Annotated in this window: 20 protein-coding genes; 3 read left to right on the top strand and 17 right to left on the bottom strand. The window is 44.1% G+C overall.

The genetic code is table 11. The annotated features are described in order from the left end of the window. Positions 1-81: 81 nt before the first annotated feature. From icmH to ABMY42_RS02950, 5 genes are read right to left on the bottom strand one after another with little or no spacing between them, the layout of a single operon-like run. Positions 82-873 carry a type IVB secretion system protein IcmH/DotU gene (icmH, locus tag ABMY42_RS02970; RefSeq protein WP_025505396.1) on the bottom strand — a complete coding sequence of 264 codons (792 nt, stop codon included), beginning with the start codon at positions 871-873 and terminating at the stop codon, positions 82-84. After that, positions 870-2,195, bottom strand: coding sequence for a type VI secretion system baseplate subunit TssK (gene tssK / locus ABMY42_RS02965; RefSeq protein WP_349265942.1), 1,326 nt, complete (start codon positions 2,193-2,195; stop codon positions 870-872). Before tssK ends, icmH begins: the two co-directional genes overlap by 4 nt. 11 nt (positions 2,196-2,206) lie before the next feature. Beyond that, positions 2,207-2,707, bottom strand: a complete 501-nt coding sequence (gene tssJ / locus ABMY42_RS02960) for a type VI secretion system lipoprotein TssJ (RefSeq protein ID WP_005449460.1) — start codon at positions 2,705-2,707, stop codon at positions 2,207-2,209. Continuing rightward, positions 2,700-4,214, bottom strand: a complete 1,515-nt coding sequence (locus ABMY42_RS02955) for an FHA domain-containing protein (RefSeq protein ID WP_017188931.1) — start codon at positions 4,212-4,214, stop codon at positions 2,700-2,702. The genes tssJ and ABMY42_RS02955 overlap by 8 nt, the downstream gene beginning before the upstream one ends. Positions 4,215-4,223: 9 nt before the next feature. Further along, positions 4,224-4,823: a hypothetical protein gene (locus tag ABMY42_RS02950; protein WP_005449462.1), complete on the bottom strand. Its 600-nt coding sequence runs from the start codon at positions 4,821-4,823 to the stop codon at positions 4,224-4,226. Positions 4,824-5,446: 623 nt separating this feature from the next. Between ABMY42_RS02950 and ABMY42_RS02945 the strand changes: the two genes are divergently transcribed. The 3 genes from ABMY42_RS02945 to ABMY42_RS02935 are packed head-to-tail and all read left to right on the top strand — an operon-like array spanning position 5,447 to position 10,653. Beyond that, on the top strand, positions 5,447-6,751 hold the full coding sequence (locus tag ABMY42_RS02945) for a type VI secretion system ImpA family N-terminal domain-containing protein (protein ID WP_239212197.1): 1,305 nt from the start codon (positions 5,447-5,449) through the stop codon (positions 6,749-6,751). A gap of 27 nt (positions 6,752-6,778) precedes the next feature. Beyond that, positions 6,779-10,168 carry a type VI secretion system membrane subunit TssM gene (tssM, locus tag ABMY42_RS02940; protein ID WP_050907148.1) on the top strand — a complete coding sequence of 1,130 codons (3,390 nt, stop codon included), beginning with the start codon at positions 6,779-6,781 and terminating at the stop codon, positions 10,166-10,168. 32 nt (positions 10,169-10,200) lie between these two features. After that, positions 10,201-10,653 (top strand): Lrp/AsnC family transcriptional regulator, encoded by a 453-nt coding sequence (locus ABMY42_RS02935; RefSeq protein ID WP_005449466.1) that lies wholly within the window; start codon positions 10,201-10,203, stop codon positions 10,651-10,653. Between the two features lie 97 nt (positions 10,654-10,750). Here ABMY42_RS02935 and tssG read toward each other — a convergent pair whose 3' ends face one another. The 12 genes from tssG to tssI form a co-directional block, all read right to left on the bottom strand. Further along, positions 10,751-11,749, bottom strand: a complete 999-nt coding sequence (tssG, locus tag ABMY42_RS02930; RefSeq protein ID WP_009696473.1) for a type VI secretion system baseplate subunit TssG — start codon at positions 11,747-11,749, stop codon at positions 10,751-10,753. Further along, positions 11,746-13,494, bottom strand: a complete 1,749-nt coding sequence (tssF, locus tag ABMY42_RS02925; protein WP_349265941.1) for a type VI secretion system baseplate subunit TssF — start codon at positions 13,492-13,494, stop codon at positions 11,746-11,748. The genes tssG and tssF overlap by 4 nt, the downstream gene beginning before the upstream one ends. 10 nt (positions 13,495-13,504) lie before the next feature. Next, positions 13,505-13,915, bottom strand: coding sequence for a type VI secretion system baseplate subunit TssE (gene tssE, locus ABMY42_RS02920; RefSeq protein ID WP_005449472.1), 411 nt, complete (start codon positions 13,913-13,915; stop codon positions 13,505-13,507). Positions 13,916-13,976: 61 nt separating this feature from the next. Beyond that, entirely contained in the window at positions 13,977-15,452 is a 1,476-nt protein-coding gene (gene tssC, locus ABMY42_RS02915; RefSeq protein ID WP_005449474.1) for a type VI secretion system contractile sheath large subunit, read from the bottom strand. 8 nt (positions 15,453-15,460) lie between these two features. After that, positions 15,461-15,967 carry a type VI secretion system contractile sheath small subunit gene (tssB, locus tag ABMY42_RS02910; protein ID WP_005449476.1) on the bottom strand — a complete coding sequence of 169 codons (507 nt, stop codon included), beginning with the start codon at positions 15,965-15,967 and terminating at the stop codon, positions 15,461-15,463. 26 nt (positions 15,968-15,993) lie between these two features. After that, positions 15,994-17,571 (bottom strand): type VI secretion system protein TssA, encoded by a 1,578-nt coding sequence (gene tssA / locus ABMY42_RS02905; RefSeq protein ID WP_256901603.1) that lies wholly within the window; start codon positions 17,569-17,571, stop codon positions 15,994-15,996. Further along, positions 17,571-19,571: a protein kinase gene (locus tag ABMY42_RS02900; protein ID WP_005449479.1), complete on the bottom strand. Its 2,001-nt coding sequence runs from the start codon at positions 19,569-19,571 to the stop codon at positions 17,571-17,573. The genes tssA and ABMY42_RS02900 overlap by 1 nt, the downstream gene beginning before the upstream one ends. Positions 19,572-19,794: 223 nt before the next feature. Then, entirely contained in the window at positions 19,795-20,739 is a 945-nt protein-coding gene (locus ABMY42_RS02895; RefSeq protein WP_050907840.1) for a hypothetical protein, read from the bottom strand. Further along, positions 20,732-21,724: a DUF2169 domain-containing protein gene (locus ABMY42_RS02890; RefSeq protein WP_349265940.1), complete on the bottom strand. Its 993-nt coding sequence runs from the start codon at positions 21,722-21,724 to the stop codon at positions 20,732-20,734. The genes ABMY42_RS02895 and ABMY42_RS02890 overlap by 8 nt, the downstream gene beginning before the upstream one ends. Next, complete coding sequence (locus ABMY42_RS02885) at positions 21,705-23,024, bottom strand: hypothetical protein (protein WP_349265939.1); 1,320 nt, start codon at positions 23,022-23,024, stop codon at positions 21,705-21,707. The genes ABMY42_RS02890 and ABMY42_RS02885 overlap by 20 nt, the downstream gene beginning before the upstream one ends. 95 nt (positions 23,025-23,119) lie before the next feature. Next, positions 23,120-23,605, bottom strand: coding sequence for a hypothetical protein (locus ABMY42_RS02880; RefSeq protein WP_009696466.1), 486 nt, complete (start codon positions 23,603-23,605; stop codon positions 23,120-23,122). Beyond that, positions 23,605-25,683, bottom strand: coding sequence for a type VI secretion system tip protein VgrG (tssI, locus tag ABMY42_RS02875; protein WP_009696465.1), 2,079 nt, complete (start codon positions 25,681-25,683; stop codon positions 23,605-23,607). Before tssI ends, ABMY42_RS02880 begins: the two co-directional genes overlap by 1 nt. Positions 25,684-25,701 lie beyond the last annotated feature (18 nt).

Below are 25,701 nucleotides of genomic sequence, written 5' to 3'. Positions count from 1 at the left end.
CTAGTGAATTTCACTAATAAGCTAGTAATACTCACGATAAAGCTGAAAACTGGCAGAAGATCTCATTTTGAGATCTCCTTTTTATCGATACACTTCAAGCAGTTGCTGGAATTTTAAATCGATGACGATGTAGGTCGCGGCATACATGATTGCGAAGGTAATCGCGCTGATACCTAAAATCAGCTTGGGTGAGACAACCCTTTTTAACGGCTTCTTAAGATACTTGGCCTTAAGGTTAACGAGAGAGACTTTCTCTTGCTCTGCCAAGCGTTCGTCTCGTACCAAGCGATAAATGGTATTGCCAATTTCAGCGAGCTTTTCGTTACCGCGTTCTTCACGACCGTATTTTCCCTGAAAACCGAGTTGAAGCAGTAAGTACAAAAATTCAATAACGTGACGGTATTTTCGTGGGTCGGCTTTTAAACGTTCGAGAATGACGAAAAACTTATCACCGCCAGATGTTTCATTGTGAAACTCGGATAGCAAACTGTTCTGGCTCCAATGACTGTTAGCGCCCCACTCTTGTCGGCAGACCGACTCATCAATCGCGGCACACAAACAGTAGCGGATGACCAAAATGGATGCGCGATCCAATTCCATTTCATTGAGCTTACGCTCGCCTTTTCTTATCTCACGAGCCACTTGCTCACGAAACGGCATTGGGTCATCAAGCCAAGGAATCGAAGACATACAAGATAAACTGGCGATCAACCATGAGAACTGGTCGACCAAAGGGTTGATGCCCATGTTTTCGATGTTTAAGTCTTGTACCGCGATATTACGAGACAGGTCCGGCGCTGGCATCACCTCCATAGGTTTGCCAGGCTCTGGTTGGAATAAAACTACGGTAACGTCGGTTTCTGCGTAACTCATAGACGAACAGCCCATAGTTGCAATGATAAGTTAGCAAAGTCGCCGGCTACGTGAACCGCTATCGCAGCAGTGTTTTTCAGTGCCGCCCACTCTTCACCTGTCTTATCCAGTTCGAAATAGGTGTAGCCAGCGTGGTAAGGCAACGCACGAGGCACAACTGGCATTGGTTTTATCTCGATACCTGGCAGTTGCAGATTGATCAAGTCACGAATGTTGTCGATAGAACCGATCTTCGTTTGGCTAACAAACTGGGTGTGAAGAACATCCAAAGTAACATCTGCTTTAACCGCAAGGATAAAGGTCGTTGTGTCGATGATCTTACTGTCTGGAATCGCTGCAGTTCTAATACCGTAGTTTTGGTCTTTCAACGTCAGTGGGATTGCGCGTTGCTCTGACATCACACTCAATGTCATTTTTGCGCTATCAAGGGTTCGCGATAGACAGTTGGTCAAATCGCCGTGATTGTACTTGGTAAACTCAACTGGTCGACGAGATGCCGAACACAAAGTTGAAAGCTCTCCTTCTGCTTGAAGAAGAATGCGGTAAAACGATTCAGGATGAACGCCTTCTGCACTCGCAAAATGCCAGAATAATGGCTCGTATCGGTTTAAAGCTTGGAGCAGCATGAAATCAGAAACTGAAGATACGCCTTGTTGGTCGACAACACCTAGTCGTTGAACGATAGACTCTGCACGGTGTTTCAGCATAGAAGCAAACTCGGTTGCGAACTTGTTCAGTACGGTCGAAGCATGGATATCAATACAAGTCGGAATAAAGCTCTCATCTAGGATAACACTGCCGTCTGGCTTCACTTCTGAAATCTTTAGAATTGGGATCGATGTGTACGCACTCTTGTCTTCGTGGTCGTACATCAAGCAAAAGTTAAGCTTACCGACTACGATGTTTGCCATGTCTTCCGAATCATAGCAAGCGTCAACCGCTTCTTGCGATTCCATCGTGTAACGTGCGCCGTCTTTCTTGGTGCCGAATAGCTCTGAACGTTCAGAAGGTAACGGACAGCAAAGGTAAACCACTTTATCGGCGATTGAAGGATCGACATCTTTTACTTCTGGTAGTTCAGCGAGCAGTGGCAGATCAAAAGGGGTTCGGTCTTGAAGAATGCCTTCAGCGCGAGTAATACCAATTTTACCCAACGCCAGCAGTTGCGAGTTAATATCTAAACGCTTAATTCCCCAATGCAAAGGCGATGCATTAGCGCTCAACATACTCGACAGTTTACTTTGCGAACGATCGAGTTGCTGAAAGTGCTGCGGCTTCATGAACATTCCATCTTGCCAAACAACTGGATTGTATAAAGACATGATTTTATTCCTTAAAAGTAAACTTGTTCAATGCCGCGAGTGTTGTCAGAAATTAACTCACTGCCTTCTAACTTAAGTTTGATGTAGTACTCACTCTTCTCTTCAATCACTTCAACTTTGCGCCAAGAAGAGCCATCAATATCGCGAAACGCTACCGAAAATCCGACAGCGCGAGTGGCAGGGTCAAGCTCCAAAAATTCATGGATTTTGTCACCCGGTTGCATTTGGTATTCGTAACGTTTGATGTATTCATCGCCTAACGACGCTTTGTCGTTTTCAAACAGTGCGAAGAAATCTAAGCTGCGAAATAGCACTGGTGATGTCAGTTCATGAACACGCAAAATAACTGGGGAGGATTGACCACCTTCACGAACATTAAGCACAGAAGATGCCTCAATCACTAATTCGACTGAGGACGTTTCGGGTGTAATTCCCGTTGACTCTTTAAATTGGTCCCACATGGAACAACCGGATAGCAAAGCACATCCGAGCAACATCGCAATACTACGCATGACTTCCCTTAATCGCTTTGGTGTAGTTTTTCTTGATCAGACCTTTCAATGACATCTCATTCATCTGGCGACGGTTATTGGCGTAAAACTCCACATATTCACCCCACAACTTTGATTTAGTGGTGAACATAGATTTACTTGCCACATCGCTTGCAAACGTGACAGGGTCATTCGTCTCTGACTGCTCGATCAGCAACTCATTGAGTGCCTTATTAAAAATAATTTGATGGTCGTTGAGCTCATCCAACATTTGCTCTACCAATTCGTTAGGAGATAGAAGGTTCTGGCTGTTTAGCGTCAACATCAGTTCCGCAAGATTCGAATCCGCTTCACTTAATCCCTGTTCACCTTTAAGTGATTCCACCTCATGAAGGTCTTTTTGCAAATTGTCGATACACAGACGAAGACACGTTCCCATTTGCTTAAACAGCAAGGCTTCGTCGCTGATCAAATCTGGATTACTGATCCCTAAACCTTCGTAGAAGGCTTTACTAATGTCAGAGGAAGCGCCTTCTTTCTCTGGGTTCAACGATTCATTGCTAACAAAGCCCACTTTCGTTTCTGTAGTTTTCACTTCTTGTTGAGACGATTGTGTCGAAGGAATAAAGGCTTGTGTTACCTCTTCCCACTTGTGACCGGCAGGCTCTGATCTTTGTGGAGACGGCTGAATTGAGGGATTAGCGCGTTGCTCGAATGGTTGCGAACCAGACTGATGGATTTCAGGTCGCCCCCTCTCTGCTTGAGATGCAAGAGGTTCGGAGTTGGCAAAATCCTCTGGGATAACTGTGCGATTTTGAGCGGACACTATTTCTGGTCCAACTGATGCCTGGCTCGTCTCTGTACCTGCCATCCAATCTTCTGGAATCAAATTAGGGATATCGAATTCTGAGTGAATGCTAAAGCTATCATCAACAACTTGTCGTGTATTTCCGATTGGTTTGGAATGAGAAGCATCTGGCTTTTCGACGTCACGAATAAGATGGTCGTCGTCGCGTTGCATCGAAAACTTCAGGTGAGCGATCGGGTCATCACTGTCCACATCGTCTTGTTTTGTTTCCATGAACAAATCTTCCAATGCACCGACTTTTTCCTCTTCCTCGACCACAGCCTCGCCAAGATTAACAAGAGGGTCATTGGAAACACGCTCTGGAGCAATATCCGCAGCAATGTCTTGAGCAGCCGAAACATGCTCCAATGCCACACCAATCTCGTATTGACCAAGAGAAATCACATCACCGTCCACAATCGAAACCGGCTGGTTCTTGAGGATCTTGTTACCGTTGACCATAGTGCCATTTGTAGACACATCACTGATGTAAAAAGTGTCTCCGTATACGCTGACCAAGCAGTGTGTACCAGAAATAAAACGGTTGTGATCTGTCAAAGCGAGAGTACAGCTTGGCGCTCTACCTACTGAACCGCCACCTTCTGGCATTTCAATATGCTTGGCACCCGTGTATTCCTCTGGACATTTTGAAATGAATAGGACTAGCTGATGTGTTTGCATTGCTAAACCTTAAAATAGTAAAGAGACAGAAAGCTCTACCCCACCAACTCCGTCATTGACTACCGGAAGAATGTAGGAAGCTTGAGGAATAATCTGAATATGTGCATCTGGGTTACTGCCCAGTTTGATTGCAGTGCCGAGAGTAACAACTGCACCAAGTTCGAATTGGTCGATGTCATCAATACTTTCGTAACGAAAGCCATCCGAGTCTACTTTCCAGCGATTCGAATACTGCGAGTAACCAAGAGAAAGCCCGGCGCCAACGTATGGAGTAAAGATACTCCAAGAGCTCAGTGCGTATTGAGGAACGACACGAAGCTCATAGTTTGTGACCTCTTGGTAAATCCCATTTGAAGGAGCGTCAACATCCTCTGTAAGGTAATTAAGACCAAGCCACCAGCGCCAGCGGTTGTTGTTTTCGTCGATCGGACGTGTGTGCACAAGACCATACCGCAACGTATCTACGTCTCCGCTAGAACCTTCGTCATAGTCAATGCTCTCAATCGTAAGCATACTGACCGAGCCACCATACCGCTCACCTTTCGCGACAGCAAAAGTAGAGAACAAACACATGGCTGAGATTAGCCCAACTTGACTTGGTTTTAGCATTTCATCCCTCTTGGAAAACCTAGTAATAATATTCAGGGACGAAAGATATCAAGTCTCTTTTCTTTTTCAATATGGTTAAAAATAGCCCCATTAAATAAGGCAAATTACCTATAAATAAAAGCAATATAACTACTGATATATTCATAAAATCGGCAAAGGTTATTTGTACAGATATTGTGGTCACAATCAAAACAACTAAATTAGCGCACTCTTAATTAGAAAACCCACTATCATCTAGATTCAGAAATGTTAAACAAATGATTAGTTTTCGATATTGAGACACTTTCGAGACCGACATTGTCTTAATTTTAATAATTTGATCTTAATTCAAAAAAATAACTTTTCTCATAACTACGCTTAATATTAGGAAATCCATTAATTTCATTTTTTGTCTCAACAATTGGAATATACATCACTAAAGCTAATACCAAACAAATCAACATAACCGACTTTTTTTGTGAAGGAACATCACACTAAGTTAATTTATATTGATTTAGATATTATTTAAGATTCAAATTCTTTCTTTTGCCTATAAAATCCCTCAAAAAAAAGATGATAGCAGTGCATTTATAATTAAATGGTCAACTTCTGCCTTCCATATAATCAGTTGGAATTAAAAAAATATGTTTTTCAGCGACTTCACTCGAAGACCGATCGATGAAAGTAACCCTAGTGGATCAAATCCTAATGGCTTAGATGATTTTGACGAAATAAAGCGTCAAATAAATAACTTAAATAAAGTAACCGGAAGAGTCTCATGGAAGACTGTTCAGACTCTGTCAAAGAAGATTCTTAGCACTCAAGGTAAAGACTTTCGATGTAGCTGTTACTTTACGGTAGCCGCCACCCACAACGATGGCTTAAAAGGCTTAGTTGAGGGTTTGAACTCGTTGCTTGATTTGTGTGTCGTGTATTGGTACACCGCCTACCCTGAACACGCAAAGGCTAATGCTCGTATCAGTGCCATCGAATGGATGGTTGAATACACCGAGAAACGAATCAAAAAACAACGAGTTTTACCAGAAGAACTTCCTCTCATCGAAGCGGCACATCAATTATGTTTACGCATCGAGGAAGAGTTGCGTCTTCACTATGGCATTAAGGCTCCATCTTTTGGTCGTATTCGTCGTATCTTGAATCAATGGATTGAAGAGATTAAGGAAGCGAAAGCCAAAGAAGTCATGGCATTAGAAGCGAAGCAAACTAAGCCAGAGCCGCCTAAACCGGTCGCTGGAATTAAAGTTGATATCGCACCACCACCGAAGACCAATGCGAAACATATACCACCAGCTCAAGAGCCTGAAACATCCAAATCAAGCCGCGTTGTGCTGCTCTCCGTGGTTGGACTACTGGGTGCGGCTTTGGCTTCTCACTTTATTTATAAGCAACATCAGTTTCAGACACTAAAAGTTGAGATTGAGCATGCCTCTTTGACAGAGCTGACGAACATCGTCGGCTCATTTAGCGTTGAAAACAAAGATCACTCCCTCTCTTTACGTTCAGCAACGATAGAACGATTAGATACGTTGATGACGGATTGGACGCTCGATCCTGTAAAAGTAAGCAGAGTAAATACGATTGATGAGCTCACTCATGAATTGACGGAAATCTACCCTGACTCATCTTCGGCTCAACAACTTCGTGAGAATTTTTTAGATCAACGTTCTCGTTTCGAAAATGAATTCGATGTCATATACAAACGCTTTACCTATGCTAGGACGGTATTCGCTAATGTCGCTAATCAGAATTCAGATAAAGACTCTAAGAAGGCGTATGAGTATAGCAATTCGCTATTTCCCCTTCTGGGTCGAATAGAGTTTGCAGAAAAAAATGCGCAGCAAAAGGAAATTGAGCGCTCCCTCCTTTTACTGAACACCTACCTATATAAGATTAATCAGTTAAAAACTGCGTCAAACGACAATAAATAACAATACAAGTAAAGAAGTTATAGGCTTATGTTCAAACAAAAAATACTAAGAAACCCGATCGTGGTTTCTACCATAGTGGCTTTAATCTTGGCTGTAATATTTGCAGCAGTATATTTATTCTTACTCGAAGATGCAGATAAGCTTTATCTATGGATTGGTCTAGGAGTCATTGCTACCTTTTATCTTATATTCCAGTTTTCACTGTGGCTTAAGAAAAAGAACAACTCAAAAGCACAACGTTTAGAAACCGAAGAAGAGGCGCTTTCAATGGTGATTCGCCCTCTTCTTTCTAACGCTGGAAAAAAGCCAATTTATCTAATGATTGGTAATAAAGGTTCTGGACGACGCCAATTTTTGTTTAATTCCAGTGCGATTAAACCGATGGACCGTTCTCGTACGGCAAAAAATGACTTCTTTGAATGGTATGAGTCTGACAGTGCCGTTTATGTCAAACCAGACCAACGCCTCGTATTTCAAGAGGTATCCAGTAGCGACGCATCACTGTGGAATACATTCGTTGATGAAGTTATTCGTCATCGCCCAAGAAAACCATTTTCTGGATGTCTATTCTTTACAGACTTTGAATTCATGATCGTTTCAGAATCAGAACAAAAAGACTACACGATTACTGCCCTGTTGCAGAGACTAAGCTCTATCAGCGAGAAAACGTCTTCAGCACTGCCTGTTTACATGATGATGTCTAAGCTTGATAAGCTAGATGGTTTCAAAGAATACGTTCATTTCAGTTCTCTTAAGACTCGAGTAGAGTTTCTTTCCATTCCTTTAAAAGAAGCGAAAGGCGTAATCACTGAGTACTATCGTGACGGATTCCGTAACTTAGTGAAAGTGCTGGAAACGAATGCGTTAGACGCATCCGCAAACTCAGCGGATATCGACGAAAAACAAGCCATTCTTGCTTTCCCAAAACAGTTTGAACTTTGCCAAGCAGAAATTAGTTATGTACTTGAACGCCTTTGTGATACAAACAGTGGTGTTTACTCTCTCGATATTCGTGAGATCTTCTTCTGTTCTAGCTTGCAAGGCGGTCGTAAGTACAACTTGTTGGCGAAAAGCTGCAGCAATTACTTCAATTTGCCGATCATTGCTTCTGAGCACACACAACTTACAGAAACCCCTTACTTCTCTCGTTTCTTGATTGATTCTCAGATCTTACCGGAGAGCGACTTTGCGGGAGAAAACAAAACGTATCTGCGCTTGATTCAGCGCCAAAGCCATTTAGCTATGCTGGCATCAGTTATTCTATTAGCTGGCGGCGGCTATTTCTTTGTCACAACACTAGATAGCAACTTGCGTGTGATTAACCAACTGCTCGGCATTGACGACAAAGGGCAGGTAGAACAAGAAGCAAGCTTTAATCAGCTATTAGTGAGTGCGACTCGTGCAATTCAACCTTCATACAGCGCATGGTTAGAAGGTTCTCGTGCGCTTGATGAAGAAGTACTACCTTTGAACATCAGCCGCTTGGACCAAACGACAAGACTGGCCTACGAAGCACTGCTCAAAGAAGTCTCACAACAGCTCATGCCAGTTGTTGAGAAAGGCTACCGTCTGGAACTGACTCATAATCAGCACGACATTACTGCGACACTGCCTTTACTCAAAGGCTACTTAATGCTGAATGATCCATCCAAGCGCGATATTCAATTCCTACGTCGTCAGACGCTACAAACACTGAACGATTTGAGTGACAAACCAGATGTTGTGAATCAGGCAATGCGTTACTTGGATGCTTATTTCCGTACCCAGTTTGCCCCTGTCGACATCAACATGGACATTGTTCGCGCTACTCGACGCTCATTGCTTGCTCACTCTAACGTAGATCTTGTTTATGCTGGTATATTGAACCAAGCAGATGCCATCGACCTTGGCACGCTCGATCTTCAACGCGCGGTTGGCTTCGAATTCAATAACGTTTTCAACGAACCACTCGACGATAACCGCTTGGTCATCGATAAGGTTTACACTTCAACAGGCTTTAGTACCTTCTATCGCCCTCGTGTGGATTTGATGTCACAACAAGTGATCAGTGACAACTGGGTTCTTGGTTTATCTAACCATGTGATCCCCACGAAACAAGAACAAGAAGCGTTCAAAACTCAAGTCCGTAAGAAGTACACCGATGACTACATCAACTACTGGCGTAATGCACTGAGTGAACTGAAAGTCCACCATTACAACAATGTCGGTGATCTAACCAATGCTATCGACTTAATTTCAGGTCCATCTTCGCCGATGACCACAGTGTTAAAGCAAGTCTACGCCAACACTCAGTTCTCCCCTGTCGGCGAGAAGAATGCATTGATTGCTAAAGTAAACCCGAAACTGGCAGAAGCAGCAGATTCGGCATCAGAAGCGGTAGAAGAAGCAGTGAAGCCTGACTACTTGTTAATGAAGCGTGTCGAACAAGCCTTCCACCTGTTGAACCAACTTCAAGTCAGTGAAACACCTAACTCCCCTACTCCGTGGGATGAAACGATTGCAGCATTAAGCCGTGTTCGTACTTACATGAAAGACATCGCTGATGCGCCAGACCCGCAAATGGCCGCACTTGCTGCAGCCCAGCACCGAATGAACAGCACTGAAGCCGATCCATTGATTAAACTTAAGCAGATTGCTCAGAAATCGCCAGAGCCAGTGCGCAGTTGGTTACTTGATGTCGTTCAGCAAAGCTGGTCAGTGATGATCAAAGAATCAGCAAAAGGCATTCAAACCCAATGGTACAGCGAGATTTACACCAAGTTTAAAGAGCTAGGGCTTGGTAAATACCCATTTGATCTGAACGCGACAGAAGAGATCTCAATTGAAGACTTCGAGCTGTTGTTCGCATCAGGTGGTTTATTAGACACGTTTATTCAGAAGAACTTCGCACCGTTCTACGATACTAACTTGTGGACACCAAAACAGGTAGATGGCGAAACCATGCCTCTTTCTCCTGCCCTATTGGTGCAATTGCGCAACTACAACGTTATCCGCGATACGTTAATCAATAAGAGCACAAACCGAGTTTACATCCCGTTCAGTGCGAAAGTACTAGACCTTGATTCGAGTGCTATCAGAGCCAGTCTGAAAATTTCAGACACTGATATCAACTACTATCATGGTCCGAGCCGAATTCGTGAAATGGAGTGGCCGCCGCAGAACGGTGACTTCAATATAAGAATCACGATCCAAGATGTGACAGACGAAGGCAAACAACACGTTCTAAATAAGAGTGGTCAGTGGGCGATATACAGATTGCTAGGTGATTCGACCCTGACAAACACTCATAACGGTAGCTTCGTCAGTGACATAAAAGTGTCAGGAAGGGATTTGAGCCTTCGTATCACCCCTTTGACACAGAAAAACCCATTCACTCTAGCTGAGCTGTATAACTTTACACTCCCAGAGTCGATTTAATAACAATATAAAAACCAGAATAGGCAGAACACATGATTTCAAACATGACTTTACAAGGCTTAGACAAGTTAGATCGTAAAATACTTTCCAGTCTGTTATCTAACGGGCGAGAGTCGATTGCGAATCTATCTCGAAATATCGGTTTGTCTCGTACTGCTGTTGCAGAAAGAATTAATAGATTGGAAAAAACGGGGATTATAAAAGGCTACACTGCACAAATCCGCGTTGAAAATGAAGGTCGCAAAGCTGCCAGCTACCTGCTGATTTCTTGCGAAAAGGGCAAAAAAAACGACGTAACAAATGCCCTTAAAGAAATTCCAGAGGTACGACTGACAAGCGTTGTAGGTGGTAGCTTCGATATTATCGCGCTTATAGAAGCACCAGACCTTCAGTCTATTCACCATCTATGTAATGAGATTGAATCTTTTAGCGGTATTCAGAAGCTCGACACGACGGTTGTTCTTCATCAACCAATCAGCCGATAAGTTTTTGGTTCCCGCCAAATATTCTATACAGACGAAAAAGCCGCGAACAACTCGCGGCTTTATTGTAACTGGCGTTTTCCCCATCATAAGCTAAGCATTAGATGCTGCCAATCAGGCGAATCTTGGCGTCTTTGTCACCCGGATTACCAAGCCAAAATGTTTGCCCTAACTGGTTCCCTTCCCCATTCCCCAGTTGGTTTTCAGGGATAGTATCGAGGTTAACCGTTAACTTAAGATCCCAAGACATCGGGTCACGCAAAATAAAACGCATCAAACCTACTAAGGTTTTATGTAACTCACCATCGTAAGAAAACTGCTTAAAAGTTTCAAAATCAATGTTGTCGATGCACAAATTAAACTTACCGTTTAAGTCTGCAATGCTTTGCCCTAAATGTAAGCTTTGACCCAACACACAATTGGAACGATTTAGTTTGTTTCGCTGACTCTCAGCAATTTCAACACGCCTATATACCCACTCTTCGATACGGACACTAGGTAACGAAAAGTAGTGTGAAACTATACCAGAAATCAACTTAGGAGAACGTGTGCGTGTGGACAGTTGGTTCACGTAAGAGAGAATTTTCGCTCGATCTAACTCAGCGACGTCGCAATCTTGCATTACGCCGGATAGACCAGCCAAATGCAGTATACGCCCGGAAAAAGCGTCGTTCGCACCACTTTGATACTGTACATGGTAACGGTATTTCTTCCATACGCGATACAGCAAACTGGTATAGCGATTATGGAAGAAATCAAAAAAGTCTTTTACCGGATTGTCATCTGGGTCTCGCCCTGCAAGTTTCTCAGTATAAGAAGCTGGCAGTGGTGAGCTAGAACCATGCAATCCAAGAAAGTTCGTTTCTACGCGTGAATACTGCTGCCCGTTTCTTTCCATATGGGTGATAAATTCCATATCGCTCTTTGGAAAGCAAAGGTTTGACGACACACTGAACTCGATACGTTCTTGATGAAAGTATTTGTTCTCACCGACTGCGATAAAGTTAGAATTTGGTTCAAGCTGGTAATGCTTCTCAAGCAGCAACACCGCTTGGTAGAAGCTAAACTCATTCGACTTATCAGAAAGTGTATTAATCATAGAATCGTCTGCTGCCCAATGAGGCTTGCCCAGTTGTAAACTTCCCCGGTTGCTTCATCAAACACTTCCAGCTCGGTAAAAGAGTTCACACTCGAATACAGACGAATGAACTCGTTCAGTACCGTTGCCATGAGAAACATATCGCCTTCGTTTACGAAGAATTGAGAGTTAGTAACCAACTTAAATTGATTACCACGTACTGAAACGCCTCTGAACACACGGTCGATTGGTTTCATCTCTGAAGAAATAATGCCATCAAGCCGATGAATCGACGCGCGATGTGCTTGCCTGTCTACACGAGAATGAAAGTCGTAAGTAGAGAGCAGAACTTTCAACACATCGATATTCGCTAAAGACAAATAGTTGAGCGACATATTGGCGATCAGCTGCCATTGAAGCTCGCCGTTTACCTGAGGGTTGACCGATTGGGTCGGTTTTGTGATGTTTCTAAACGTCGCATAGGTTGGTGATTTATGGGTTGCATAAGTGATGTCACCGACCGACAGACGCTCGGCTAGGTCCGCGTTACTGCATTGCAGTTTCATCAATACTGTTTCGGTACCTAAATCCGCAATGTCACCATTGTGAGTATGGAACGAGATATAGCGCTCTAAACCCCTTCCGCTTACTCGCTCACCTACCTTCGATTTATAGAACTCTCGTTTGTCACGTTGGTTGATTTGGTGCTCAAAAGACTCGAATTCGATAAGCGGTTTGCGACGGCGCTCATCTTTACTCCAGCTCTCTACTTGCTCAATCGAATACACTTCATAGTGTTCTTGGGTGCTGCTCTGCGGGCGAACTTTGTATTCATTCCGGCGGTGCTCTAAACGAATTGGGTCCCCATCCTTTTGGAACAAGTTTACGGCGGGTGTGCAATGCAGCCTTAAATGTTTATCTTTAAGCACGACTTCTGATGGCAATGCGCGCTTAAAGTGGAATTTGATTTTCACCGTACTGCGCTGTGGGATGCCTTTTAGCCACTCGAGTCCTTTAATATCGAAGAACATAAACTTATCTGGCAAAGAAAAGAACTCTTGCAGCAAACGATAACCCGCAAATGAGTTTTTGCTATAAGGCAGCAGCGCCTCATCTTCTTCATGCCCTACTGGCTTAACGTATTCTGGACCAAGACAATGTTTGTAGCCGCCACCGACATCCAGTTCAACGTAATCCAAATAACGGAATAACCATAAAAACACTGTGCGAGTGATATGAATCTCACCATGCAGGTGTAGACGCAACGTATCCAAACCGATGCGGGACAATTCAAGTCCATGCTCGGTTGACACCGTGACATCAATCGCCGAGCTGGTGCGACTGTTGGTTTGTTCAATGTTGGCAATCGTGATTGGGTATAGATTTACATCGTAACAAGTGCGGAAAAGGCACTGAGTACCTTCCACCTGTTCGCTTGCCATCTCTGCGCCCCGTTTTACTAGGGTTTTCTCAGTAACACTGCCCGTATGTGGTTTGAGTTCACTGATACACAAAGACGGAATCGAGCGCATGTAGTGGGGCCAAAGCAACGTCATTAACGATTGTGTTAACTCTGGTAGCTCATCGTCTATCTTTTCTCGAATACGCCCGGTCAGAAAAGCAAAACCTTCAAGCAGTCGCTCGACATCTGGATCGAAGGTTCCTTCAGAGAGAAAGTGAGTTAACTTCGGGTGATATTTGGCAAACTCACTCCCCGACTCGCGCAAATACGTGAGTTCATCTTGAAAGTATTTACTGTTACTCAAGTGGCACCTACTAAACGTTAAATTGACCGTCGGTTCCCATGTAGACATCGATCGACATTGGGACTTTACCGCCGTTATGGGAAACTTCGCCGTGAATACCAAAACCGAGTTGTAGTGGGTTATGGTGATCTTCACGGTAATGAACCTCGACATTCAGAAGCCTCGGCTCAAAGCGTTCTATGGTTGATGTGATGTTCTTTTGAATATGACGAACGAGGTTCGTATTGTTGGAAAGCACGTCGTTAAAATCTGGCAGCCCATAATCACTGTCTATCATCGCGTTACCAGAATGCGTGTTCAGCAAATCAGCAAGATGAGAATGAATGGACTCGATCAAATGCTTGTGAGACATCACTTTCTCGTAGCAATTCTTTGGTTCACCTAGCTCGATCCGCTCTAAAAGACGATAACCTTTTTCCATGTTCGGTCCTACGAAAAAAGCAGCCAGTCTTCACTGGCTGCTTGTTGGTTTAAGCAAAGGGCTATTGGTCTAGTTTACCAACTAGAGACAAGTCGAAGCTTGCGCCCATGTACTTAAAGTGAGGGCGCACAGACATTGATACTTTATACCAGCCTGGGTCCCCTTCTACGTCTGATACTTCAACCTTAGCAGCACGCAGTGGACGACGACCACGAACTTCCGCTGGCGGGTTCTCCTGGTCAGAAACGTATTGACGAATCCATTTGTTCAGTTCGATTTCTAGGTCAGAACGCTCTTTCCAAGAACCGATTTGCTCGCGTTGTAGCACTTTGATGTAGTGTGCTAGACGGTTGATGATGAACATGTAAGGAAGCTGAGTTCCCAGCTTGTAGTTCATCTCTGCTTGTTTGCCTTCTGGCGTATTCGCAAACACTTTTGGTTTTTGAACTGAGTTTGCAGAGAAGAATGCTGCATTATCAGAACCTTTACGCATGGTTAGCGCAATAAAGCCCTCTTCTGCTAGCTCATACTCACGACGGTCAGAAACAAGGATCTCGGTTGGGATCTTGGTTTCGATTTGACCCATTGCTTCAAAGTTGTAAACCGGTAGGTCTTGAACTGCACCACCACTTTGAGGACCAATGATGTTAGGACACCAACGGTACTTAGCAAAAGATTCACTGATCTTAGACGCCATTGCGTACGCTGAGTTACCCCATAGGTAGTTGTCGTGGCTATCTGTCACTTGCTCATCGTAGTCAAACGCCTTAATTGGGTTATCTTCTACAGAGTAAGGCGTACGTAGCATGAAGCGAGACGTACATAGACCTAGATAACGCGCATCTTCGTGCTCACGCAGACCACGCCATTTCGCGTACTGTGGTCCTTCGAATACAGATTTAAGATCTTTTAGGTTTGGTAATTCTTCGTAGCTGTCTAAACCGAAGAATTTAGCCGATGCTGACGTGATAAATGGAGCATGAGACATTGCACCTACGTTCGCCATGTATTCCATCAGTTTGATGTCTGGCGACGACGCTGACATGTCGTAGTCACAGATTACCGCACCAACAGGTTTACCACCGAATTGACCGTATTCACGCGTGTAGATTTGTTTGTAAAGACCAGACTTCACCACTTCTGGTGCGTCTTCGAAGTCATCAAGAACTTCATCTTTCTTCGCTGAGATCAGTTCAATTTGAATGTTCTCACGGAAGTCGGTGTGGTCAACAAGGTACTTAAGACCACGCCACGTTGATTCAATCGCTTGAACTTCTTCGCTGTGAAGAATCGCATCAACCTGCTTAGACAATTTTTGGTCGATTTCAGAGATCATCAAATCAACTAAAGATTGATCTACTTTCTCTGTGTTCGAGCTGCTTAGTAGCTCACTGATGAATGCTTCTACGCCGCGTTTCGCAACGTCAAAACCTTCATCACTTGGCTTTAAACGAGTTTCGTTAAGAATGCTATCCAGAAGTGAGCCTGATTCAACTAAGGCTGCTTCTTGTTCTGGCGCTTGTGCTTCTGCAGACATGGTATCCCTTACTCTTCTTTCGCTTCTTGGTCATCGCCAATGCTTAGTTCATCCAACAGTTTCTTTCTCGCTTCTTCATCTTGAAGAACCGATGCAATCTTCTTACGGAACGCTGGAACGTTACCTAGAGGACCTTTAAGTGCAACTAAGGCCTCGCGAAGCTCAAGCAGGCTGTTTAGCTCTGGTACGCTTTTCGCGATCGCTTCAGGAGAGAAGTCCTTCATGTTTTGGAACGTCAAATCAACGCCGATTTGACCACCTTCTTCATCAGAAAGACGGTTTTCAACGTTAACTTTAACGTTTGGAGACATGCCTTCTAGCACTTCGTTAAAGTTGTCTTTATCGATATTGATTGGAGTACGTTCTTCGATTGGTGTCTCATCTGCACGTGCAGTAAAATCACCAACAACCATCATGCTCAGCGGCAGCTCTACGTCATCTTGCGTATCACCAGTTGCTGGAACATAACGGATATTAATTCGCTCTTTAGGAGCCACCGAGCCGTCACGTGACATAATTAGTTCCTTATTTAACTCTTTAATTAGTCATAAATTGCTTTCCACTCTTCATACTTCTCAGGCAAAAGGTCCTTACTTCTGAATAACTGATGGAGTGTTTTTCGAATCAGGTCTTCTAACTGTGACGATAAGTGGGGTTCCCAGCTCGCGAGATTAAACGCTTTTTGTACTTCCCAACCCTTCTCAAGATAAGGCAGACACAACGGGTATAATCCAACAGACTGGTAAGCTGCTATCAATTGTAAATACAGCATGAACTGTCCACGTCCCGAGCTATCCAGCTCAAGTTTGCGGGCAAGTTCAGCGGCATATTCCCCTAGATTTTCTAGAGTGATATCCTCCATCGGCAGCGAATCTTCTTCAGAAATCACAACCGTTTGAACAACGGGTTGAGAAGACGAAGAAGTTGCATCTTGAGTCGATAACCAGCTCAAGGTAGCTTCATCTGCAAATGGCAAAGAATTCTTAAATGTGAGGTACTCGATGCCCTCTAGCGAATCAACAAAACGCTTCACTTCCTGTTTCACAGCAATTGCTGCGTCATCAAAACCCAAGTTATTGAGCATCAAAGACACCAAGTAGTGACCCGTCAGCCAAAACGGCGCATCAGTTAATGTGCGCTCCAAGCGTTTGATGGTGTCGATATCGCTTTCTTGATTGGCTTTATCTCGGTATTCCGTTTGTTGATCGGACGATACCGCCAAACTCAAAGGCGTTTGATTGTTTTGATGATCAGGCAGACCGTCAATGTCATCCCACGTTAGATGACGATAAATTCGGTAAGCCAGAGGATCACTTGGGTTGGCATGAAGCATCACTTCCGCGACTTTCTTCAAGGTGCGTTTCGAAGCAGTTGGCGACGAGAAGTCCGTATCGATATCGACTTCTTTTGTGACGGCTTTCTTAACTGGTGCAGGTTTAGAAGTTTGCAAAACCGTGTTAGATGCCGTAGTTTGCACATCACTCTGCGCTGGCGTTTCTACCACTTCGGCTTTGGCAGGCTGTGCTGCTGGTGTCGCTTGTTCTATAGCTGCTGTTGCATCGTCGCTCTGATTGTCGACAGCAACTTGTTGAGACAACACATTTAACTGCGTACGAATCTCGAAGAAGTCCGCTTCCGAGTCTTGATAAACGTCGTCGTACTGACGCTGTACATCTTCGATGGTTGAAATACAACTTGAAACTAATTCCCAAGACTGAGGGCTTTCAGCCAACTTGCTGCTCACCAACTTAAATTGATGGTTCAGCCACTCCACTGCGCCATCTCTACCTCGCTTTCGCGACGGATACAGTTCAACACCAAAACGATTTAACGCCTCACTAAGCAGCTTCAGACCTTGTTCAAAGCCTTGCAGTCCAAACTCTTCTGTTAGAGCGCGAACGAGGTAACAAATTGCTTTTAAATCTTTGCTGTGATGCTCTAGAACTTCAGTGGCATGTGTTTTTACGACGCTCCAATCTACCGTTTCACCAAACAATGAGCCGAATTTCTTTACTTCGGATTCCATCATTTCATAGCAAAATTCGTAGCGAGCATCCTCACCTACAGGTGCGGAATCAGAGATGGGAGCGAGCAAGCGTTCAATTTCAATGACTGACATTAACTTCTCCCCTCTGCTAAGTAGTCTCTCAGAGCGCGTTCAACCGCGATTGCACCACGCGCAGGACGAGAAAGTTGATGACTTTTATCAATGGAGTCTCTAGCCATGCTCTCAAGCAGGTCGGTAATTTCGCCAAATTTCTTTGGGGCATTTCGCTCAAGGTCGGATAGTGAATCGTGCAGCTTTTGCTTATCAAATACGGATTGCTCAGTGACGGTACTAAACAAAATGAACTCGCTTCGAGCAACAATGAGATCCGTCACCTTTTTGTTGAGCTCTGGCGTATTACCAAAGTAAGCTTTAGCGGCTTTAGCCTCTTCAATGGCTTTGGTATAAAAGTGATCTTTTGCGTGTGAATCGATAGACGCATTGATATTTTCCATCACTTTGTTTGGCAAGACTTGGCTATAGAAATAAGCTTCAGATTGATTTAATAACCAAGCAGCTTTCATTTCTTCGTCTGCAAGCTTTGCTTCGCCATCGAGGATTAAGTTCGCAATCTGTTCGTCTTTACTTCCTGCAACAGCAGAGATCTTCATTGAATCTATCGAAGCAACATTCAAACCAGCCATCACTTTGGTCAAGGTTTTGTCTGCGTATGGGAATAATGCTCCATCATCAACGAGTTTTTCTCGCAGCGTGACCAACTCTTTGCGTAAATCCACCAGCGTTTTTGGTAACTCATCCGCCAAAGCTTGATAAGACGTCAATTGAGTCTGATTCTTTTTGTACAACTTAGACAGTTTCATTTGTTGTACTTGGTAAGCTTCACGATAAGGCGCAGTCGAAATCACGTCTTTTTCCATATCGTTAAGTGCAGTTTCAATCGCCCAAGGGGGTTGAGCCAAAAAAGAAGCCGTTTGCGCTGGTTTAATGGTGCTCACCAGTGGTGTTTCCGTTTGCGAGATAGGCTGCGACTTAACGATCGTTTTCCACTCTGGCTGATTCTGCTGGTACAAGTAATGACCCGTTACTGCCACCACACTCAATACCAAACTCGCTTCTAGCACTTTAAAGCGACCGTAACTCGCTTTATCTTGAGGTTTACAGTGTGTCAGTAATAAATCGGCATTGCGTAAACTGCTAAAAATAGGTGCATTCGATTGTGAATCAATAGATTGAGTGTCAATACGTGCAAGTTGCTGGGCAAAGGAAATTGCCGTGTAGCCGTGCCCTCTTGGGTTATTAATCACCTGCTTAAGCAGTTTCCAAATATGGTTTGGAATTAATGCCGGACGTTTGCGATCTTTTAACTGTTTGTGCCAAGCATCACCAAAGATCGAACCAATAAATAGATGACCAGTTAATAGCGCGAGCGAATAAACATCGTCTTGTGGTTCTGTCGTACCTGTCTCGAGATACAGGGGTGACGCATAACTCAAACTCGCTTCAGCATGAGACTCGTTTTCACCGATGTAGCGCGCGGCACCAAAGTCGATCAACTTAACGTAGTCGCCCTCACTAACAAGAACATTTGACGGCTTAATATCAAGATGGCAAATACCTCGGGTGTGCATAAACTCCAGCGCACCCGCAAGTTGGTACACTAACCAAGCAATGTGGTCGTGGCGAAAACCTTTAGAGGAATGGCGTTCCATCTTCTCTGCCAGTGATTCACCTTGAATCCACTCGTACATTAAATATGGGCGTTCGAATTCGTTACCGATCTTAATAAAATCAGCGACGCTTGGGTGCTGAGAGAGCTCTAATCTGCTTGCTTCATTGACCAACATTTTATTGGCAATATCTGGGGCGTCTTCATTGACGACTTTACAGCAGATTTGTTTTTCTGGTTGACCCTTTTTGGCGAGATGATAGACGGTCGTCCTACCATTTTTCGATAACAGTGTGTCTAGCACATCAAATTGTGAAAAAAGTACATACTCAAGCTTTGGCTTATTTTTTTGCGCCAATCTTTGCTCGTTCTGTTTCTTTTTCTCAATGGCTTTAACAACCAATTGATCAATATAACCTTTGGCTGCTCCCTGCTTATCTGACACTTTGCACTCTTTTATCGAACAAATATTATTAGGCCGAAATAATATTTGCTGAAACATCCTTGTTTCAAGGCTGGTATTTAAAACGAACGGTAAACCTATTACTTTAGTGATAATTACTAAGTTATTAGACTCATTAACTTACGCTTTCACTACATCAATTATGTTGTTTTTATCGAGTAAAGGTTCTTGAAAAGACTTCAAGGATATTACTTTAAGAATCACACTAGCATGCCAATAATTGAAGCATCCCTTTGTCGCCATTAAAATCAAACATTAATAACGATGCCGGGTGGTTAAAGTGATGATTCTTAACCGTAAACGCAATCAGCGCAAGTGACGAACAACTGCCCATCGTTCCCCATAACTCATTGATAAGATTAGGTTGTTCTGGATCAATGAAGCGTTCTGCTTTAGCACCTAGAGCAAAACCATAATCTTCCGTATGCGCGCGCAGGTTTGTCATGTCTGAATAAACTTCACCAAACGAATCAAGTTTTTTACTCACTCGCTGCACAAGTCTAAACATGCCTCTTCGGTCTGCGGTATTCAGTTCTGTGTCGATATAACCAAGCTGTGCTTGAGGCTTAAGTTTCAGTGTTTCTAAAGTATTTCTTCTGCAAAGAATTAACCCCGCTCCCCCCTCACTCGGAATAACACCCCATGGGTTATTCGTACTCATTACCATCGCATCGTCAATAAGCTCTTGCATCGAACTCACCGTAGAGTCCACGCTAATGCACATCATGGCGTCGTATTTATCCATAGACTTCATTGCCTGTAGCACGAAGCTAGGACCGCTTGCATGCACGGCTTCAACCACAGAAAGAAAGTCAGAATAGTCACTTTCACCGAGCCACTCTTGTATCTTCGCTAATGAAATTGTCGTTGGCACAGAAATAAGTAACGGAATCGGCTTCAAGGAGCGAGGTAGTTGGACCAAAAGGGAATCCAGTAAGTGAGCCGTTAGCTCACAGGTTTTTCCAAATAATTCGCTCTCTTTCGTATATTCGATTGTGGCAAACGTAAATCGTTCAATACCGTCTTTACCAACCATTTGATCAAACCTAGCTAAGTCCGCCTTTGCCACGCTAGTAGCAACGTCCAGGTTCATTCCTGTAGGCGTCATGACTTCCATGCCTAACACGTAACGACCGGTTGAGTTAGGCATGCTCGCTTACCTCTTCTAATTGGGTGATAGACGTAGAGACCAACAAATGTTCTTTGTTCTGACAAGGAAACGCGGCTGTATAACTGATTGATACGGCTTTCTTTTCAGTATCAACGAACAAGGTATACATCACCATATCGACCTGGTAGCTGCCGTCTTTGAAAGTGGCGGTTGCACGATACTTCTCTTTAGGAATGCGAAATGAAAGCGTGTCATCATGACAAAAGCCGCTCATCATTAAACGCTCGCCTCCATGAAGAAAACCTTTGCATTGTTGGTCGGTGGGCGCGCTTTGAAAAAAGCGCCTATCGAAGTCCAGCGGTAGCATTGGTTTGCGATTTTCAATCCAATCTTCATCAAACGTACCAGCCAGTTTTTGGCGAGACTCAAAAAATGGGGGAATAGGTCCAAAGCCCGCCACTCGCAGATTTTTTGAAGTAGCACTCCACTCTTCTCTCGGGTAGAAAACCGAGGGCACTTTCTGCTCAAGTAACGCTTTATTGGAATCAGCGACACCACCGCCAATTCGGTTACGTAAGTCACCACCGATCGCGCAGGTGTAATCAATATCTCTTTCTATAAAGGGCGTCGGTTTACTGAGTGTGATACTCCCCCCGTGTTCAACCCACACGCGCTCTCCGTGGATAGCGAGAGTCTTATCGATATGACCATCAATCAGAACTCGGCACTCTTGGTATGTCACTGGCTTTTTCGCGTAGCTGCGCGCTTTGCCGTAAACAAGTACATCTGTGTTGTCTTTGGTATACGCAAACTCGTGGTCAACTTTCATCGCAGAGAAGCCTTCTTCGCCCAAATATTGGGGATCATCGAAGATTTCACTTTCACCTAATTCGTGCCAAACCACACCATCGAATTGCCAAGTACGTTTAGCGACAACAACCCACACTTCATCGCCGTTTTCATCACGTTGAAAACGCCCTTTAAGTGATAGCTCTGGGTTGGCTTCAATATCCCATAACTGCATTGCTATTCCTTAAGTTGAATCGTTCGATCGCCGAAGGTGCGGCTTTTAAATTGTTAAAGTTCCAGTCTTGCTGATGGATCGGCATAGCCATATCCCATGGCACATAAGCTCTTGATTGAATACAGATTTGACGCCATAACCAATCGCGGAACATGACATCAACATTGGCATCTTGCATCGCCGCTAAAGTAGATTCGAAGCTCAATGCATAACCCATACGACTGGGTAGGTTTTGGACATACTTTTCATCTTCCACCCACTCGTTAAGCAAATCGATAATCTCTCCCCACTCATGCTCAACGCCAATGTCTTGCGGAGTCAGGGGAAGAAGTTTTCCGTAGACCACATACAATGCTTGAATCCAAACTTCGCCTTCATCTTCTTCTAAACTTTGCAAGTGATCGATGATTCTAGGTACTAGCCTGTGATCCCCACTCAGTGCAAAATCGACAGGAGCTAACGAAGAAGAAATATCAAACACTTCAAACTCTCTAAGCTCCAATAATTTTGCAAAAGTGAGTATTTGATCAGAAGGCAACTGACTCCGTTCAGTACAAAAATACTGACGGAACCAAGTGCCTCGGTCGCGTTTAGTAATCAAACGTTCAAACAGATACTGTTCGCCATTAGCATTGTCGTTGATCCATTCAATACCCTCTTCCACATCCTGCAACGCCAGTAATGGCAAAGCGATATTGGAAAGGATGATTTCCGCTTTGTGCCAACGTTTAATCAACGCAACACTCAATGCTTGGCGGACACGTAGGCACTCAAAATAATACGCGCTGGCTTTCACTTTACCTTCGATAAGTTCAGACATCACACTATCGATATGCTCTACTGGCGATTGCGTAACAATCACCATAGCGGTATGCCTGTCTAGCTCTTCGAGTAAACTCAGACCACACAAAAGGTTATCAAGCTCTGAGCCTAACTCTCCTTGAAGCATGATCCAGGTATAGATTTCTGGCTCTTGGTTTCTTAATTGATGAATCAACCCCGGTGCTAATCGATAAAACGATAAGTAAACCTGCTTGAGCTCAGCAATTTGGCGCTCAATGAGCTTGAGATACTCCAATTCACGACTTGGATAACCACGTTTATGAATTTGGACTCTTTGCCTAATTAAGAATCCGAGGCTCTCTGAGGCGATAGAAAGCTTTTCGTTGCAAAAGGTCAGCCATGTTGCTGGCAGTTGGGAAAGGTCGCTCACTGCACGTTCGGCTTTCGCCAACGCACCTTCAACGTCTTGATTGGTTATAGGTGCCTTTAGGTGCTCGACACCGATTCTTTGTCGCATCTACTTATCCATTGTTAGCGTACGAGAACGCGATAGCAGTCAACTAGTAGCAATTAGTTAGTAATGGTTAGTTATTAACAATCAGCTCATTGTGCTCAGTTAATTGCTATCGTTCCACCTTGAATTTTTTGTGCTTTTTCTGCTTGAGAGGTGACGTACTTAGCCTTTGTGGTGATACGACCATCGCGCCCGCTATAACGAGTTTCTGTCTCTCCGCTTTTAACGATCAGCTCCTGTTCTGTCTCAATCACCATCTTTTTGGCTCTTAATACAAATTCGTCAGAATCATCCAAAATGGAAAAGAATATGTCCGTCACGAATGGCAAGCTTAAGTCTTCGTTCAGGAATTCAATTCGACAACTCAACTGGTTATCGATGGCCATTTGTAACTCAGAACGACGAAAGCCACGCCCTAACCTTGCGGTAAGTGGCTGGTTAAATGGATTTCCATCAAAATCAACTCGAACACTGCCTGTGGATTCGTTGATGGCGACTATGGTTCCAAAGCGCGAAAAGCAAGCCGGAGTATCGGCTTGCTGTTTCGTGATAGTTTCTGTAGTAAGTGGTTGTTTTTCCATCATTAGTTAATCGCTACGTTACCACCCTTCACGACGACTTTATCGCTGCCCTCAATGGTGATTGAAGAGCCAGACAGCTTGATTGAGCCATCACTGTTCATCACTAATGAAGAGCCGCCTGTTTTCAACACAATCTTGTCACCACTGATGATTTGCGTCGCACCGTCGGCTTTGTATGATGTGTTACCTTTGACCGATACCGTTAAATTGCCGCCTACGGTTTGATTGTCATCGGCACCGATGTCCGAACTCTTAGACGCCCCTACCGTCAGGTTACTGTTTTCACCCACGTCCAAATCGTCGTTTTTACCGATCTTAGTTGTGCGGTTATCGCCAATTTCTAAATCAGAGTTATTCTTTACATACTGAGTTTCGTTGGCGTTGTAAGTGACGGTTACATCTTGCTCTACGGTCTCGGTAAATGTGCTGTTTACTTGCGTAGTCTTATGACCATCAATGGTTTCTTTGTGGTCACCATGCACTTCGTTGGTTTGATGACGCGCTACCTTTAAGAACTCATCCTGACCGATATCGCGGTAACGGTTGTTGAGTACTTTAGTCGACATATCTTTTTGAGCATGAATGTAAACTTCTTCTTGGTTTGCTTCGTCTTCAAAACTCAGCTCGTTGTAGCCTGTCCCCTTGTGTGTTTGGGTTCGGAACGTAGTACGCGTTTTGTTCTCAGGTAGCGCATAAGGAGGGAAATGCAGACCGTTGTACACAGCCCCAGTCACTAACGGACGATCTGGGTCACCCTCAAGGAACGTGACGACCACTTCATGACCAATACGCGGCAAATACACAGCCCCCCAAGTTGGCGCTGCCATCGATTGACTTACACGAATCCAACAGCTTGAGTGCTCATCGTTATCACCATAGCGATCCCAATGGAACTGAACTTTAATTCGTCCGAGTTTATCGGTGTAGATCTCCTCACCAGCAGGACCAACCACAACAGCGGTTTGTGGACCATCAACAACAGGTGCAGCCAATTTAGGCGCTCTAAATACCACATCGCGTGGAATACAAGAGAACTGGTTGTAGTAAGTGGTTGGCATACCACTCGTTTCGTCTTCATGCACCTGTGGATCTTGCCCTGTGTGCATGACAGATAACATGAGGTAGTCACGGTTGATTTCAGCGCGAGGATGTTCACTGACATTAAAGCTGTAACCAGATGCTAAACGCATCACATCACTGCTCGCTTCAACCTGTTGATTATCAACAATATGTTCAGACATCCATTCCGTCGTTCTTACCTGCCCCATCGCAGGGTCCACGTAACGACCAGGGTAATCAAACTGCTTCAAGTCTTGGTCAAGATCGCCCGCATGCGTCATCTCTTGCGGGATCTTTGGTTGCTCATAGTTATAATCCGTGTACGTAACCTGACCCGTTCGCACCCGGTTAACTAACTCTAGATCGGAGATGTGCTCACGATCGGCAACGCCACCACCATCAGCATGATAAACAATCGGCCCAATGTAAGAAGCATTGATTGGCGAACTCACCAAAGGTGCAATCGCATCATTACTATCCACTATTACCATGGTGTGATTTGCATCAGTATGGTCAAAGTAGTACCACATACCGTGCTCAGCCATCATGCGCTGAACGAAATGCAAGTCCGATTCACGATATTGAAGAACGTATTCTTTGGGAGGATATATGCCTGAAAGCTCGAAGCGATAATCGGTGACTGCTCCATCATCCAGCACTTCAGTAATAATATCTTGCGCAGACTTCTGCTGGAAAATTCGACAATCTTGACGCTGAGATAAAAACCAAGCTTGCGGCACCAAAACCAATTGGTATCGAGAGAAACGGCGCCCAGTCCCCAAATAGCGAACTTCATTCACGACACCGTTAAATACACGTGCAGCACCAACACCTTGTCCATAAAGGGTTAATGTGCCCGCTTTTCGTATTAACGCATCAAAAGAGATATCTGGATCAAGTGAAAGTAATGAGAGACTGATGTGAAAAGGTTTCGAAAGCTCTTCATTCACTTGAAAACTTTCTACTCGAAATTCATGCCCACATCCAGGCACTTCAAATTTAAATTCTACGTCATTCACCATATCTTTTACCTGATACAA

Origin of the sequence: Vibrio sp. SSH13-20 (genome assembly GCF_040104475.1) — a bacterium.
Lineage (GTDB): Bacteria > Pseudomonadota > Gammaproteobacteria > Enterobacterales > Vibrionaceae > Vibrio > Vibrio harveyi.
This window is presented reverse-complemented; position numbering and strand designations above follow the sequence as displayed.

Bases quoted from the DNA above. Each gene is read 5' to 3' on its own strand.
- tssE (WP_005449472.1), bottom strand. From the start codon at position 13,915: ATGGAAAAAGGTTATCGTCTTTTAGAGCGGATCGAGCTAGGTGAACCA.
- tssG (WP_009696473.1), bottom strand. From the start codon at position 11,749: ATGATTAATACACTTTCTGATAAGTCGAATGAGTTTAGCTTCTACCAA.
- tssC (WP_005449474.1), bottom strand. From the start codon at position 15,452: ATGTCTGCAGAAGCACAAGCGCCAGAACAAGAAGCAGCCTTAGTTGAA.
- ABMY42_RS02945 (WP_239212197.1), top strand. From the start codon at position 5,447: ATGTTTTTCAGCGACTTCACTCGAAGACCGATCGATGAAAGTAACCCT.
- tssJ (WP_005449460.1), bottom strand. From the start codon at position 2,707: ATGCGTAGTATTGCGATGTTGCTCGGATGTGCTTTGCTATCCGGTTGT.
- ABMY42_RS02890 (WP_349265940.1), bottom strand. From the start codon at position 21,724: ATGCAGTTATGGGATATTGAAGCCAACCCAGAGCTATCACTTAAAGGG.
- tssA (WP_256901603.1), bottom strand. From the start codon at position 17,571: ATGTCAGTCATTGAAATTGAACGCTTGCTCGCTCCCATCTCTGATTCC.
- ABMY42_RS02885 (WP_349265939.1), bottom strand. From the start codon at position 23,024: ATGCGACAAAGAATCGGTGTCGAGCACCTAAAGGCACCTATAACCAAT.
- ABMY42_RS02880 (WP_009696466.1), bottom strand. From the start codon at position 23,605: ATGATGGAAAAACAACCACTTACTACAGAAACTATCACGAAACAGCAA.
- ABMY42_RS02950 (WP_005449462.1), bottom strand. From the start codon at position 4,823: ATGCTAAAACCAAGTCAAGTTGGGCTAATCTCAGCCATGTGTTTGTTC.
- ABMY42_RS02895 (WP_050907840.1), bottom strand. From the start codon at position 20,739: ATGCCTAACTCAACCGGTCGTTACGTGTTAGGCATGGAAGTCATGACG.
- icmH (WP_025505396.1), bottom strand. From the start codon at position 873: ATGAGTTACGCAGAAACCGACGTTACCGTAGTTTTATTCCAACCAGAG.
- tssB (WP_005449476.1), bottom strand. From the start codon at position 15,967: ATGTCACGTGACGGCTCGGTGGCTCCTAAAGAGCGAATTAATATCCGT.
- tssM (WP_050907148.1), top strand. From the start codon at position 6,779: ATGTTCAAACAAAAAATACTAAGAAACCCGATCGTGGTTTCTACCATA.
- ABMY42_RS02935 (WP_005449466.1), top strand. From the start codon at position 10,201: ATGATTTCAAACATGACTTTACAAGGCTTAGACAAGTTAGATCGTAAA.
- tssK (WP_349265942.1), bottom strand. From the start codon at position 2,195: ATGTCTTTATACAATCCAGTTGTTTGGCAAGATGGAATGTTCATGAAG.
- ABMY42_RS02955 (WP_017188931.1), bottom strand. From the start codon at position 4,214: ATGCAAACACATCAGCTAGTCCTATTCATTTCAAAATGTCCAGAGGAA.
- tssI (WP_009696465.1), bottom strand. From the start codon at position 25,683: ATGGTGAATGACGTAGAATTTAAATTTGAAGTGCCTGGATGTGGGCAT.